The following is a 14,351-nucleotide window of genomic DNA, read 5'->3' as shown; positions in this document are numbered from 1 at the left end:
GCTCATGGCAACGACCACACCATCCGGTGTGCGGGCTCATGCCAAGCACGGGGGCGGGGCCGAGCAGGCCCCGATGACCCACCGGCAGATCATGGAGGCGCTTTCCGGGCTGCTGCTCGGCATGTTCGTGGCGATCCTGTCGTCCACGATCGTCTCCAACGCCCTTCCGCACATCATCGGCGACCTCGGCGGCGGCCAGTCCGCCTACACCTGGGTCGTCACCGCGGCCCTGCTGTCGATGACGGCGGCCACCCCCCTGTGGGGCAAGCTCGCCGACCTGTACAGCAAGAAGGCGCTCGTCCAGATAGCCCTGGTCATCTACGTCGTCGGCTCGATGGCGGCCGGTCTGTCGCAGAACCCCGGCATGCTGATCGCCTGCCGTGTGGTGCAGGGCATCGGCGTCGGCGGTCTGTCCGCCCTGGCGCAGATCGTCATGGCGGCGATGATCTCCCCGCGCGAGCGCGGCCGTTACTCCGGCTACCTCGGCGCGACCTTCGCCGTCGCCACCGTCGGCGGCCCGCTGCTCGGCGGTGTCATCACCGACACCTCGTGGCTGGGCTGGCGCTGGTGCTTCTACGTCGGTGTGCCCTTCGCGGTCATCGCGCTGATCGTGCTGCAGAAGACGCTGCACCTGCCCGTGGTCAAGCGCGAGGTCAAGGTCGACTGGGGCGGCGCCGCCCTGATCTCGGCCGCCGTCTCGCTGCTGCTGGTCTGGGTCACCTTCGCCGGTGACAAGTACGACTGGGTGTCCTGGCAGACCTACGCGATGGTCGCCGGTTCGATCGTGCTCGGCGCGCTCTTCGTGCTCGTCGAGGCCAAGGCGAGCGAGCCGATCATCCCGCTGCGCCTGTTCAAGAACCGCACCATCACGCTGGCGTCGCTCGCCTCGCTGTTCGTCGGCGTGGCCATGTTCAGCGGCACCGTGTTCTTCAGCCAGTACTTCCAGCTGGCCCGCGACAAGTCGCCGACGATGTCCGGCATCCTGACCATCCCGATGATCGGTGGTCTGTTCATCTCCTCGACCGTCTCGGGTCAGTTCATCACCCGCACCGGCCGCTGGAAGGCGTGGCTGGTCAGCGGTGGCGTCCTGGTCACCGCCGGACTGCTCCTGCTGGGCGGCATCCGGTACGACACGGACTACTGGAAGATGGCCATCTTCATGGCCCTGCTGGGTCTCGGCATCGGCATGATGATGCAGAACCTGGTGCTCGCCACGCAGAACCAGGTGGCGCCCTCCGACCTCGGCTCGGCCAGCTCCACGGTCACCTTCTTCCGCTCCCTCGGCGGCGCGGTGGGCGTCTCGGCGCTCGGCGCGGTGATGGCCCACCGGATCACGCACTACGTCACGGACGGCATCGGCGAGCTGAGCCCGAAGTACCAGGCCGCGATGGCCAAGTCCGGCTCGACCGACACCATCCCGGACATGGACAGCCTCCCGGCACCCATCCGGAACCTGCTGGAGAGCGCCTACGGCCACGGCATCGGCGATGTCTTCCTCATCGCGGGCTGCCTCGCCGCCGTCGCCTTCCTGATCACCCTGTTCATCAAGGAGGTCCCGCTGAAGACGAAGGGCGCGCTCGCGCAGTCCTCCGAGGTCGCGGCCCCCGTCACCGACCCGGCCGCCGCCCCCGCGGTCGCCGAGGCCCAGCAGGTCCCGGCCATGGCCTTCGCCACCACCGAGGGCGCCCCCTCGGCCGACGGCACGGCCACCGCGGCCGCCCCGCAGATGACGGCCGTCGCCTCGGCCGCCGAGTCCGGTCCGGCCGGCGGCACCCCGGTGCACGGCTTCGTGCGCGGCGCCGAGAGCGCCCCGGTCCCGCAGGCCGCGGTCACGCTGATCTCGCTGGCCGGACGCCAGCTGGGCCGCGCGGTCGCCCAGGCCGACGGCTCCTACGCGCTCGCCGCGCCGGGCACCGGCTCGTACGTGCTGATCGCCTCCGCCGACGGCTTCCAGCCGCAGGCGTCCACCGTCGTGGTGGGCGAGGAGCCGCTGTCGTACGACATCCTGCTCAGCGGCACCAGCGGGCTGACCGGTGTGGTCCGGGCGGCCGGGAGCGCACTGCCGGTGAAGGACGCGATGGTCGTCGTCACCGATGTGCGCGGTGATCTGCTGGCCGCCGCGCAGACCGGCGAGCAGGGCGAGTTCGGGTTCACCGAGCTGGTGCCCGGCACCGTGACGATCGCGGTCAACGCGAGCGGCTACCGGCCGCGTGCGCTGCCCGTGGAGGTCGCCACCACCGGGGTCACCCGCGTGGAGGTCGACCTGGACACCGGCGCGCTGCTCAGCGGTGTCGTCCGGGCCCCGCACGGGCCGCTGGCCGACGCCCGCGTGACGCTGGTCGACCAGGCGGGCAACGTGGCCGGCACCGCCACCACCGGTGCGGACGGCGCGTACGCCTTCACCGACCTGGACGGCGGCGAGTACACCGTGATCGCCACGGGTTACCCGCCGGTGGCCACCGCGCTGACCGTCGCCGGTACCGGCACGGACGGCCACGACATCGAACTCGCCCACCCCGGCGAGTAGTTCACCCGACCGGCCCGTGGCCCGCCGAGAACGCGGGCCACGGGCCGGTCCCCTGATCGACGCGCGCGAACCGCGTAGGGAGAAGAACGCCATGGCACTGACCGCGAGAATCCGCACCCGTGACGGCTGGGCCGTCTCGCACGCGGTGGTCACGGTGGCCGACATGACCGGTACGCAGGTGCTGCGGGCCGAGGCGGACACCGAGGGCGCGGTGCGCGACGACACCGTGCTGGCTCCGGGGGCGTACACGGTGATCGTGACCGCCGTCGGGTACGCGCCCGTCGCCTCCAGCGCGCTGGTCACCGCGAGCGGCCGGGCCGAGGTCGGCGCGGTCACGCTGGCCCGGCAGGGCGGCACCGAGCTGCCGCCGCCCGGCCCGTGGACCATCGACCCCGTGCACTCCTCGGTCGGCGCGGTCGCGCAGCACCTGGGCATCTCCAGCGTGCGCGGCCGGTTCACCGAGTTCGGCGGGAGCATCGAGATCGCGCCCGACGACATCACCAAGTCCCGCGTGGAGGCGGTCATCCGGGCCGCGTCCATCGACACGGGCAACGGGATGCGGGACACCCACCTGCGCTCGGCCGACTTCCTCGACGTGGAGAAGTACCCCGAGCTGACCTACCGCTCGGCCGGGCTGACGCAGGCCGGACCCGACCGCTGGACCGTGCGCGGCGAGCTGTCGATGCGCGGGATCGTCCGCCCGGTCGACCTGGACCTCGCCTACCTCGGCACCGGCGCCGACCCCTGGGGCGGCACGCGGGCCGCGTTCCGCGCGACGGCCGAGCTGCACCGGGACGACTTCGCCATGAACTACAACCAGGTCCTCCAGGCCGGTATCGCCGCCATCGGCACCACCCTGCGGATCGAGCTGGACATCCAGGCGGTCCAGGGCGACGCGCTGCCCGCGCTCTGACACAGGCGCCCTGATCCGGCGGGGAGGGTCCTAGGCTCGGCGCATGGCACCCAACATCGCTACGAACACCAAAGTGACCCTGCCGGAACTGCTGGACTTCGTACGACCCCGCCATCGCGCCATCCTGCTCACCCGGCGTTCCGACGGCGGGCCACAGGGCTCGCCGCTGACCTGCGGGGTGGACGACTCCGGCCGGATCGTGGCCTCCACCTATCCGGAGCGGGCCAAGACGCGGAACGCCAAGAGGGACGAGCGGGTCAGCCTGATCGTGCTGAGCGACGAGTGGAACGGCCCCTGGGTCCAGATCGACGGCACCGCCGAGGTGCTCGACACCCCGGACTCCGTCGAGCCGCTGGTCGAGTACTACCGGAACATCGCCGGTGAGCACCCGGACTGGGACGAGTACCGCACGGCCATGGCCGAACAGGGCAAGTCCATCATCCGGGTCACGCCGGAGCGGTGGGGGCCGGTGGCGACGGGCGGGTTTCCGGCGCGGCCGGCGTCCGACTCGTAGGAACGTGTGGTGGCCCGTGGCCGACCCGTCAGGGGTCAGCCGCGGGCCACCATCGCTTCGATGCCCGCGATCAGCAGGTCCAGCGCGAAGGCGAAGTCCCGGTCGAGCATCTCCTCGACCGTGTCACCGCCGCGCGCGGCCATCAGCGCGTAGGACTCCTTCAGCACCTCGGAGGTCCCGGCCACCTCGGAGGCGACGGTGAGGGACTGCCGGAAGTACTCGTCGGCGCTCAGCCCGGTGTCCGCGATCCGGGCGTGGAAGTGGCCCTCGATCGTGCCGTAGCCGTACACGAACTGGAAGACGGCCGAGATCGCGCCCGTCACCCCGTGCGCGGGCAGCCCGGCCCGGCCCACCACCTGCTGCACCACCCTTGAGAACGCCAGGGAGTTGGGGCCGATGTTGAGGAACCGGCCCGCGATCGGGGACAGCCAGGGGTGGCGGACCATCATCGCCCGGTAGTCGGTCGCCAGGGTGCGCAGCTGCTCGCGCCAGTCGGCCGACTCGTCCTCGGGGTCGGGCAGCGGCAGCTCGCCGAAGGCGGCGTCCAGGGCGAGTTCGAGCAGGTCGTCCTTGGTGTCGACGTACCAGTACAGGGACATCGCGGTCACGTTCAGTTCGCCGGCCAGGCGGCGCATGGAGAACCGGTCCAGGCCCTCGGCGTCCAGCAGCGCCACGGACACGGCGGTGATCCGGGCCCGGTCCAGGCCCGAGGGCTGGCCGCCCCGGCCGCGCCGCTCCTTGCCGGTCAGCCATACGCTGCCGCGGGTTGGGCGGTCTTCCTTGGGGCGGTCTTCCTTGGGGCGGTCTTCCTTCACCACCGGGCTTCCCTCACCATCGGCGCATCCCTCCGCAGCACGTCACTCACCGCACACCTTGCCAGGTCCGAGCCGCTCAACCACCCCGGCTCAGGCGGCATCGCGCTGCGCCCGCTTGAGCAGCCCCGCCGCGACCAGGCCACCGGCCAGTACGGCGACGGAGCCGACCAGCTGTCCGGCGCTGAGCCCGGCCGACAGGGTGCGGCCGGAGGCCAGGAAGGAGCTGAGGACCGCGCCGAGCACGGCCACCCCGAGGCCGTTGCCGAACTCGGCGAGCGTGCCGTTGATCCCGGCGCCGACCCCGGCCTTCTCCGGCGGGATGGCGCTCATGATGGCGTGCGCCATGGCCGGGTTGGCGAGCGCGCACCCGGCGCCGATCAGCACAAGACCGAGCAGCGTCCCGGCGTACCCGGTGGAGGCCAGTTCGGCGATGGAGACCAGGCCGGCCGCCATCAGTGCCATGCCCAGCGCGATGGCCACCGGGGTGCCCAGCCGGGCCGCCCACTTCGAGGAGATCCCGCTGAAGTTGAGCAGGACCACGGTGAGCGCCAGTGGTGCGGTGCGCGCTCCCGCCTCCAGCGGGCCGTATCCGAGGACGAGTTGGAGGTGCTGGGTGAGCAGGAACAGCGCGCCGCCCATCCCGAAGGTGATGAGCACCGCTCCCGCGACCGCGCCGGTGAACCTGCGGTCCCGGAAGAACTGGAGGTCGAGCATCGGCTCCTCGACCCGGCTCTCCCAGTACGCGAAGAGGGCCAGCACGACCGCCGCCACGGCCGCCGAGCCCAGCACACGGGCCGAGGTCCAGCCGTGGTGCGGGCCGGAGATGACCGCGAAGACGAGGGCGGTCATGCCGATCGTGGAGAGCAGCGCGCCCAGCAGGTCCGGGCGGGCAGGCAGGCCCGAGGAGCCGACGGCTCGCGTGGCCTTGGACTCCGGTACGAGCGCCACCACGGCGACCAGGCCGAGGGCGGCCACCGGGAGGTTGATCAGGAAGATCGCGCCCCACCAGAAGTGGTCCAGCACGAAGCCGCCGATCAGCGGGCCGGCCGCGAAGCCGAGCGAGTTGACCGCGGCCCAGATGCCGATCGCCTTCGGCTGCTCCTCGGGCGCGAAGATCTGCATGGCGACCGCGAGCGTGGTGGTCAGCAGCAGGGCGCCGCCGATGCCCATGCCCGCTCGGGCGGCGATCAACTGACCTGTGGTGGTGGAGAGTCCGGCCGCCAGCGAGCCGAGGCCGAACACGGCGAGGCCCGCGATCAGCATCTTCTTGCGGCCGTACCGGTCGGCGGCGCTGCCCGCGGTGAGCAGCAGGCCGGACTGGACCAGGGAGTACGCGTTGATCATCCACTGGATGTCGGAGGTGGCGGCGTGCAGCCGGTGGGTGAGCGAGGGGATCGCCACGTTCAGCACGGTGTTGTCGAGCAGCACGGTGAGCTGGGCGAGGCAGATCACGCCGAGGATCAGCCAGCGGCGGGGGTGGCCCTGGGGGGCCTTCGGGAGCGGTGGTGCCGAGACGTCGGGAGCGGACATGCTGTACACCGTATAGCGGTTTCACTATACGGTGTACAGCATTATCGGCCGAGGGTGCTTCCGGTCAGCCGGTCTGCTGCTGGGTCAGGTCGTAGAAGGTGGCCGAACCGACCGTCACCTTCTTGAAGTTGGCTTCCACCCAGGTGCTGATGGAGGAGGCCGTGCCGCTGCCGCCGCCCATGCCATCGCGGCCTTCGCCGGTGCGGCCCATGCCGCCGCCCATGCCACCGCCGGCGATGTAGTAGTGGATCTGCCCCTTGGCGACGTACTGCTTGAACTGGGCGAGGGTCGGGGAGGGGTCGGTGCCGTTGAAGCCGCCGATCGCCATCACCGCCTTGTTGGTGGCGAGTTGGTAGCTTGCCGCGTTCTGCGAGCCGGTGGAGGCGGCGACCCAGGTGTAGGAGTCGGCGTCCGCCAGGAGCAGCTTCTTGGCCTTGGCGGAGACGTTGGCGCCGTTGAGCAGACCGCCCGCGCCTCCGGCGCCGCCCATGCGGCCGGTCTCGCCGGTGCCGCCGGGAAAGCCCTGACCGCCGGGGAAGCCGCCGCCGTTCTGCCGGCCCTGGCCCTTGCTCTGGCCGTTGCCCTGACCGCCCTGGCCGGGGAAGCCCCCACCGGGGAAGCCCTGGCCGCCCGCCCCGCCCGGCGGCGTCTGCCCCTGGCCCCGCTGGTTCTGCCCGCCCGGCATCCCGCCGGGGAAGCCTCCGCGCATGCCCTCACCCCGGCCGCCCGGACGGCCGCCGAAGCCCATCATGCTGGCCCCGGCAGGTCCGGCCGTCGGGATCGAGCCGGTGTGCGCGGAGTTCACCGTGCTCAAGGTGTACGCCGTCGGTCCGGCGAGCGCCGCGCCCAGGCCCAGCGCGGCCGCGCCGAGCGCCAGGTTCCGGGGCGCGCGGCCGAGGAAGAGCAGGCCGAGCGCCGCCAGCAGACCGCCGACCAGCACCAGCCACTTCAGCCAGGGCAGATAGTCGGAGGTGCGGCCCAGCAGGACGTACCCCCAGGCGGCCGAGGCCACCGAGGCGGCCGCGAGTGCCCAGCCGGCCCACGTCTCCTTGCGACGCTCCCACAGCAGTCCGGCGCCCATGCCGACGACGGCGGCGAGGTACGGGGCGAGGGCGATCGTGTAGTACTGGTGGAAGATGCCCGCCATGTAGCTGAAGACCACCATGCTGATCAGCAGCGCGCCGCCCCAGACCAGGAACGAGGCGCGGGTGACCGAGGTGCGGCCCAGCTTGCGGGTGGCCCACAGGCCCGCGACCAGCAGGATCAGCGCGGCCGGGAGCAGCCAGGAGACCTGGCCGCCGACCTCGGCGCCGAACATCCGGTCCCAGCCGGTCGAGCCCCAGCGGCCGCCGCCGCCCATACCTCCGCCTCCGCCGCCGACGCTGCCGGTCTCGTCACCGTTGATCCGGCCGAGGCCGTTGTAGCCGAAGGTCAGCTCCAGGAAGCTGTTGTGCTGCGAGCCGCCGATGTACGGACGGGAGGAGGCCGGCCACAGCTCGACCACCGCGACCCACCAGCCGCCGGACACCACCAGCGCGAGCGTGGCCAGACCGAGCTGGACCAGCCGCCTGCCGAACCGCACCGGCGCGCAGACCGCGTAGACGATCGCCAGCGGAGGCAGGATCAGGAACGCCTGGAGGGTCTTGGCGAGGAAGGCGAAGCCGATGGCGACGCCCGCCCAGAGAAGCCAGCGGGTGCGGCCGTCCTCGACCGCGCGGACGGTGAAGTAGCAGGCCAGTGCCATCAGCAGGGCCAGCATCGCGTCCGGGTTGTTGAACCGGAACATCATCGCCGCCACCGGGGTCAGCGCCAGCACCGCGCCCGCGACCAGTCCGGCCACCGCGCTGAACCGGCGCCGTACGGCCGCGTACACGACCGCCACCGAGCCGACGCCCATGAGGACCTCGGGGACCAGGACCGCCCAGGAGTTCAGGCCGAAGATCCGGACCGACAGCTCCATGGGCCACAGGAACGCCGAGGGCTTGTCGACGGTGATGGCGTTGCCGCCGTCCAGCGAGCCGAAGAAGAAGGCTTTCCAGGAGGTGCTGCCCGCCTGCACGGCCGCCGAGTAGAAGGAGTTGGCGAAGCCGGAGGCGCTCAGGTCGTAGAGGTACAGCACGAGGGTGGCGGCGAGCAGCGCCCAGAACGCGGGGCGGGCCCAGCCCGGGTCCTCGGGGCGGCCGCGCCAGAGGCGGTGCGCGAGCGGGGTTTCCGGCGCGGGTGGCGTCTCGGCAACCTGCGGGGGCTGGTCGTACTGGGTGGTCATCGGGGGTCCCCCGTAGAGATGGTGGTGGGTTCGGCGTGGGCGGGAGTGGTCGGGCCGGGTACGGGCGCGGGGCCCGGGCGGTCCGGGAAGACCCAGGCGCGGAAGAGGAGGAAGCGCAGGACGGTCGCCGCGAGGTTGGCGACGACGAGGACCGCGATCTCGGTGGTGTGCGCGGGGCTGGTGGTGGCCGCGTTGAGGGCGGCCAGGGAACCGCTGGTCAGGGCGAGGCCGATGGCGAAGACGACCAGGCCCTGCGCCTGGTGCCGTACCGCGCCGCCCCGGCCGCGCACCCCGAAGGTGAGGCGCCGGTTGGCGGCCGTGTTGGCGAGCGCGGAGAGCAGCAGGGCGAGCGCGTTGGCCGCCTGCGAACCGCCGAACTGCCGGAAACCGCTGTAGAGCAGCAGGTAGAACAGGGTCGAGAGCCCGCCGACCACGCAGAACCCGACGAGCTGGCGGGCCAGCCCCTTCGGTACGTCGGTGATCTCGCGGTCGCGCGGGTCGTCGCCGAACGGCCGTGCCAGCCGGTCCAGCGGCAGCGAACCGGTGGTCAGCGCCCGGCCCACCCGCCATACGCCCTTCAGGTCGTCGGTCGCGGTGCGCACGATGCGCACGGTGGAGTCCGGGTCGTCGACCCAGTCGACCGGCACCTCGTGGATGCGCAGCCCCGCCCGCTCGGCCAGCACCAGCATCTCGGTGTCGAAGAACCAGCCGGTGTCCTCCACCAGCGGCAGCAGCACCTGGGCCACCTCGCGCCGGATCGCCTTGAAGCCGCACTGGGCGTCGGAGAACCGGGCCTGGAGCGAGCCGCGCAGGATCAGGTTGTAGGCCCGGCTGATGAACTCCCGCTTCGGCCCGCGCACCACCCGGGAGGTCCGGCTGAGCCGGGAGCCGATCGCCAGGTCGGAGTGGCCCGAGATCAGCGGGGCGACCAGCGGGAGCAGGGCGTTGAGGTCGGTGGAGAGGTCGACGTCCATGTACGCGAGGACCGGCGCGTCGGAGGCGGACCACACCGTGCGCAGGGCGCGTCCCCGGCCCTTGCGCTCCAGCCGGAAGTTGGCCACGTCCGGGTACCGGGCGGCCAGTTCGGCCGCGATGAGCGGGGTGCCGTCGGTGGAGGCGTTGTCGGCGATCGTGACCCGGAAGGCGTAGGGGAAGGTGCGTGCCAGGTGCTCCCGCAGTCTGAGCACGCACCGGCGCAGGTCCTTCTCCTCGTTGTAGACGGGGACCACCACGTCCAGCACCGGGGTGCCGGCGGCCGTGACCGGGAGGTGCTCCCGTGCCGGGAGGGTGCCGGGAGAAGAGTCGGTTCGCATGGGACCGACTCTTCTCAACTCCCCTGTCGTGCCCGTGTGGTGACGCTGTGGCCCGGCTGTGAGTGCGGCGCCGTCTCCGGCCCGGCCGCGGGCAGCCGTACGGTGAACACGGTCCGGCCCGGTGCGCTCTCCACGGCCACGGTGCCGCCGTGCGCGGTGACGACGGCCCGCACGATGGCGAGGCCGAGCCCGGTGGAGCCGGTGGCGCGGGTACGGGCGGAGTCGCCGCGCGCGAACCGCTCGAAGACGTGCGGCAGCAGCGCGGCCGGGATGCCCGGACCGTCGTCCTCGACCTGTACGCACATCCGGTCGCCCTGCCGCCGTACCCGCGCGGTCACCGTGGTGCCCGGCGGGGTGTGGCTGCGGGCGTTGCCCAGCAGGTTGACCAGGATCTGCTGGAGCCGGGCCGCGTCGGCGGTCACCGGCGCCGGTTCGTCGGGCAGGTCGAGCCGCCAGGTGTGGTCCAGGCCGGCCGCGCGGGCGTCGCTGACGCTGTCCACGACCAGCGGGACCAGGTCGGTGCGGGCGAGCTGGAGCGGGCGGCCCGCGTCCAGCCGGGCCAGCAGCAGCAGGTCCTCCACCAGCAGCGTCATCCGGCCCGCCTCGGACTCGATCCGGCCCAGCGCGTGCCGGGTGTCCGGGCCGACCTGCTCCCTGCCGCGCCGGGTCAGCTCGGCGTAGCCCCGTATCGAGGCGAGCGGGGTGCGCAGTTCATGGCTGGCGTCGGCGACGAAGCGCCGGACCCGTGTCTCGCTCTCCTGGCGGGCGTGCAGGGCGCCGTTGACGTGGTCGAGCATGCGGTTGAGCGCGGCGCCGACCCGGCCGACCTCGGTGTGCGGGTCGCACTCGGACTCCGGAACGCGCTCGCTGAGGTTCACCTCGCCGGAGTGCAGGGGGAGTTCGGAGACCCGGGTGGCGGTGCGGGCGACCCGGCGCAGGGGGCGGGTGGCGACGCCGACGATGACCGTCCCGGCCAGTGACGCCGCGATCAGCCCGGCGACGGTGACACAGACCTCGACCAGCACCAGGGTGTCGACGACGCCGTCCATGTCGGCGGTGGGAAGGGCGACGTAGTAGCGGTCGGCGCTGTCACGGCTCTCCGCGTACCGGACGAGGTAGTCGCCGAGGCCCGGCAGACGCACGGTGTGGGCGCCGTCGTCCTGCGGCACACCGGCGAGGGCGTCGGACTGGGCGTCGGTCAGCCGGGTGGCGCGCATCGGGGTGAAGACGCCGCGCCCGTCGTTCTGCTCCTCGGACACGGCGGCGGAGACGATCGCGCCGTCGCGCACGTACGCGGCGACGGTCCGCTTCTGGGCGGGGCCCTTGGTGAGCAGCGCGGCGACCTTCTCGGCGGGGGTCGCGGTGTCGATGGCCGTCGTCGCACCGGTGTCCAGGCCGGGCAGCCCGGGGAGCAGGCGCGGGTGGCCGACGGCACGCCGGGCGACCTCGGTGACCTTGCCGTCCAACTGCTCGTAGAGATGCGCGTGCAGGGCCAGCGTGGTCACCGTGCCGATCACCGCGCACACCACGGCGATCAGCGCCACGGACGCGACGACGAGCCGGGCCCGCAGGGTGCGCGGCTTCCCGACCCGGCCTGGGCGACCGGGGGGACGCCGTGTGTTCACGACACGGCGGGCTTGATCAGGTAACCCGCTCCCCGCCGGGTGTGGATCATCGGCTCGCGGCCCGCGTCGATCTTCCGCCGCAGATAGGAGATGTACAGCTCCACGACGTTCGCCTGCCCGCCGAAGTCGTACGACCAGACCCGGTCCAGTATCTGCGCCTTGCTCAGCACCCGGCGCGGGTTGCGCATGAGGAAGCGGAGCAGCTCGAACTCGGTGGCGGTCAGGTGGATGGACTCCTCGCCCCGCCAGACCTCGTGACTGTCCTCGTCCAGGCTGAGGTCGCCCACGACCAGCACGGAGTCCGGGCGCCGGTCGGTGGCGCCGGAGCGCCGGATCAGCCCGCGCAGCCGGGCCACGACCTCCTCCAGGCTGAACGGCTTGGTGACGTAGTCGTCCCCGCCGGCCGTGAGCCCGGCGATACGGTCCTCCACCGCGTCCTTGGCGGTCAGGAACAGCACGGGTACGTCGGGCAGTTCGCGGCGCAGCCGGCTCAGCACGGTCAGCCCGTCCATGTCCGGCAGCATCATGTCCAGGACCACCACGTCGGGCCGGAACTCACGGGCCGCGCGCAGCGCGCCCTGCCCGTCCCCCGCGCTCCTTATCCGCCAGCCCTCGTAGCGCAGCGCCATGCTCAGCAGTTCGGTGATCGACAGCTCGTCGTCCACCACCAGCACGCGGACGGGGCTCCCGTCCGGCCTCAGCAGTTCGGTGCGCCCCTGGGGCGAGGTCGTGGTCATGGTGAGACCTTGTCCGCGGCCTCTGAGAGGAGACTTTCGGGAGTCTGTGATTTGGCTGAGAAACGGGCGGGGTCAGAAAAGGCCGTCCTGCCGTGCTCCGAACTCCTTGATGGGGAAGGTGATTTCGGCTTCCGCCTGAGCCGGGGTCAGCTCCCAGCCGGGGAGCAATCGGGTGTCGAGCACCAGTACCCCCCGCCCTTCGACGGCCAGGTGCAGATCGGGTCCGGCGGCGGCGACGAGTTCCCCCGCGATCCGTCCTCCGGCCACCAGCTCGACCACCGAGCCGGTGGCGGGCTCGGCGTGCGGGAGCCCGAAGTCGCCCATATGATCCGTCACTTGGCAGGGCGCGGGGACGAGGGACTCGGGCCAGTTACCGAGGGAGACGGCCCGTGCGTGCAGGTCCAGCACCTCTGCCGCCCGCTCCTGGGGATCGGCCGGGAGGGCGGCCCGTACGGTCCGCTTCTCGGCGTACGGAATCCGGTCCGGGACGCCGAGCGCGGCCCGCAGCAGTTCCTCGGTGCGACGGGCGGCCATCAGCGGGCCGGTGCCGAGCCAGCTGAAACAGACAGCGCCCTGCTCCAGCAGCCGGGCGGAGCCGCGCTCGGCGCCGGTGATGCCGACCTTGACCAGGCCGGGGCCGAACCAGGCGAGGTAGACGCGGTACGGGCGGGGGTCGTCGGCGATCGTGTCGGCAGCCACGGAGTGCGCGCGGTCCAGCCGGGCGCACTCCTCGCAGCGGGCGCCGGTACTCCGCGCCGGCACGGCCGTTCTTGTCGGGCACGCGTGCCCCCGCGCCCCCACGCACTGCCGGGCCTTGTCATCGAGGACGCCGAAAGCGACCCGCTTTCCCCACGTCAGCGCGCTGCGCCGCCCGCCCGACCAGACCAGGGCGGGGCCCTCCGGGGACCAGCGCAGTCCCGTACACGTCCACTTCTGTGCTGCCATCACTCGTGAGGGTAGGAGATGCCGCCGACATCGCCCGTCCGGCGGCGGGGGCCGGTACGGTACGTGAAGAGCCCGAAGCCGCATCCTCTGAGTGCGACTTCGGGCTCTGTGCTGCGGGGGGGGCTACGGGAGCGTGTAGACGGGTACCCCGTCCGCCGCGCTGCCGGTCTGCCGTACGCAGCCCCGCTTGATCAGCATGCGCACGCAGTCGTGGACGCGGTCCAGGGTGAGGCCGGTTCGTGCGGCGACCTCCTCCAGTCGGCAGGCGACGGGGCCGTGGACCAGGGCGGGGGCGAGGTGGGCGGCAACCGCGTGCACGTCCTCGGCGACGACGAGATTGCGGTCCCGCCAGGTGGCGAGGAGGTGCTGGGGGGTGAGGGGTGCGCGCTGCGGCTCGGGGGGTGGGGCGGGGCGCATGCGGTCGACGATCTGGTCCAGGGCATCGGCGATGCGGGCGAGGACGTCTTGGACGCCGGTTACTCGGTGGGTGAGGGTGCCCAGCTGTTCGGTCTGCCGTGCCAAGTGCTCGCTGACGCGGGCGCGCTCCTCGTTGGCCTGCCGCATCTGCGCGAGGTACTCGGCCTGGGCAGCGGCGAGCGCCTCGTCGGCCCGAAGGTTTCGCTCCTCCAGGCGGACGATGGCGTCGGCGACCTGTGCGGGCATCACGTAGGAGGTGCCCGGAGTGGTTTGGAGTGGAGCGGGGTCGAGACTGTAGGCGCCGCGCTGCTGGATGGTGGCGATCACCTCGGCGACCCAGGCTTTGAACGGGGCGCTCTCACGCTTGGTGCATCCGTTCACGAGGGCGATCAGGGACCGGAGATTCACCATCCGCATCGACTTCTTGAGCCCGTGACCTGCGATTCTGCGCGAAGTGGTTGTCCCGTAGACGCTTCGCGCCAACTCTTCGAGCGTCTGGTGGCCATCCGTCGGGACATGGTGCAGCAGAGCCTGCCGCGTGTTCACGTACCCCAGCCTCGTCGCCAAGTCCACGGCCGGGAACCAGTGCTCGCCGTCCGGAGTGGTCAGCCTGCGCACATGGGCTCCGGTGGCCGCGAACACGAAGTCGTCGACGTCGATCGCGCCTCGCTCGGGCAGCCTGGTCGTGTCGTTGTGCTCGTACATCGAGCATCACCTCCACCACGGAAGCTAGGGAGGCTGACCAGCAA

General features: G+C 72.2%; 11 protein-coding genes. 3 read left to right on the top strand and 8 right to left on the bottom strand.

Going from position 1 to position 14,351, the window contains the following annotated elements; all coding sequences use genetic code 11:
* Positions 1-4 precede the first annotated feature (4 nt).
* From ACIGA3_RS18330 to ACIGA3_RS18320, 3 genes are all read left to right on the top strand, one after another.
* Positions 5-2,527: an MFS transporter gene (locus ACIGA3_RS18330; protein WP_399716467.1), complete on the top strand. Its 2,523-nt coding sequence runs from the start codon at positions 5-7 to the stop codon at positions 2,525-2,527.
* 91 nt (positions 2,528-2,618) lie between these two features.
* Positions 2,619-3,440 carry a YceI family protein gene (locus tag ACIGA3_RS18325; protein ID WP_399716464.1) on the top strand — a complete coding sequence of 274 codons (822 nt, stop codon included), beginning with the start codon at positions 2,619-2,621 and terminating at the stop codon, positions 3,438-3,440.
* 43 nt (positions 3,441-3,483) lie between these two features.
* Entirely contained in the window at positions 3,484-3,954 is a 471-nt protein-coding gene (locus tag ACIGA3_RS18320; RefSeq protein WP_399716461.1) for a PPOX class F420-dependent oxidoreductase, read from the top strand.
* Between the two features lie 35 nt (positions 3,955-3,989).
* Here the strand turns inward: ACIGA3_RS18320 and ACIGA3_RS18315 are convergent, their stop codons facing one another.
* The 8 genes from ACIGA3_RS18315 to ACIGA3_RS18280 form a co-directional block, all read right to left on the bottom strand.
* Entirely contained in the window at positions 3,990-4,769 is a 780-nt protein-coding gene (locus ACIGA3_RS18315; protein WP_399716680.1) for a TetR/AcrR family transcriptional regulator, read from the bottom strand.
* Positions 4,770-4,859: 90 nt separating this feature from the next.
* On the bottom strand, positions 4,860-6,308 hold the full coding sequence (locus ACIGA3_RS18310) for an MFS transporter (RefSeq protein ID WP_399716458.1): 1,449 nt from the start codon (positions 6,306-6,308) through the stop codon (positions 4,860-4,862).
* A 55-nt stretch (positions 6,309-6,363) separates the two neighbouring features.
* Positions 6,364-8,565, bottom strand: a complete 2,202-nt coding sequence (locus ACIGA3_RS18305) for an ArnT family glycosyltransferase (protein WP_399716455.1) — start codon at positions 8,563-8,565, stop codon at positions 6,364-6,366.
* The gene (locus ACIGA3_RS18300) at positions 8,562-9,878 is read right to left on the bottom strand and encodes a glycosyltransferase (protein ID WP_399716452.1); all 1,317 of its coding nucleotides are present in this window, start codon (positions 9,876-9,878) and stop codon (positions 8,562-8,564) included. Before ACIGA3_RS18300 ends, ACIGA3_RS18305 begins: the two co-directional genes overlap by 4 nt.
* Before the next feature lie 14 nt (positions 9,879-9,892).
* Positions 9,893-11,503 (bottom strand): ATP-binding protein, encoded by a 1,611-nt coding sequence (locus tag ACIGA3_RS18295; RefSeq protein ID WP_399716449.1) that lies wholly within the window; start codon positions 11,501-11,503, stop codon positions 9,893-9,895.
* On the bottom strand, positions 11,500-12,240 hold the full coding sequence (locus ACIGA3_RS18290) for a response regulator transcription factor (RefSeq protein WP_389003445.1): 741 nt from the start codon (positions 12,238-12,240) through the stop codon (positions 11,500-11,502). The genes ACIGA3_RS18295 and ACIGA3_RS18290 overlap by 4 nt, the downstream gene beginning before the upstream one ends.
* 72 nt (positions 12,241-12,312) lie before the next feature.
* Entirely contained in the window at positions 12,313-13,185 is an 873-nt protein-coding gene (locus ACIGA3_RS18285; protein ID WP_399716446.1) for a DUF2797 domain-containing protein, read from the bottom strand.
* Positions 13,186-13,308: 123 nt separating this feature from the next.
* Positions 13,309-14,307: a Bro-N domain-containing protein gene (locus tag ACIGA3_RS18280; protein ID WP_399716443.1), complete on the bottom strand. Its 999-nt coding sequence runs from the start codon at positions 14,305-14,307 to the stop codon at positions 13,309-13,311.
* Positions 14,308-14,351 lie beyond the last annotated feature (44 nt).

Origin of the sequence: Streptomyces sp. NPDC085596 (genome assembly GCF_044541565.1) — a bacterium.
Lineage (GTDB): Bacteria > Actinomycetota > Actinomycetes > Streptomycetales > Streptomycetaceae > Streptomyces.
This window is presented reverse-complemented; position numbering and strand designations above follow the sequence as displayed.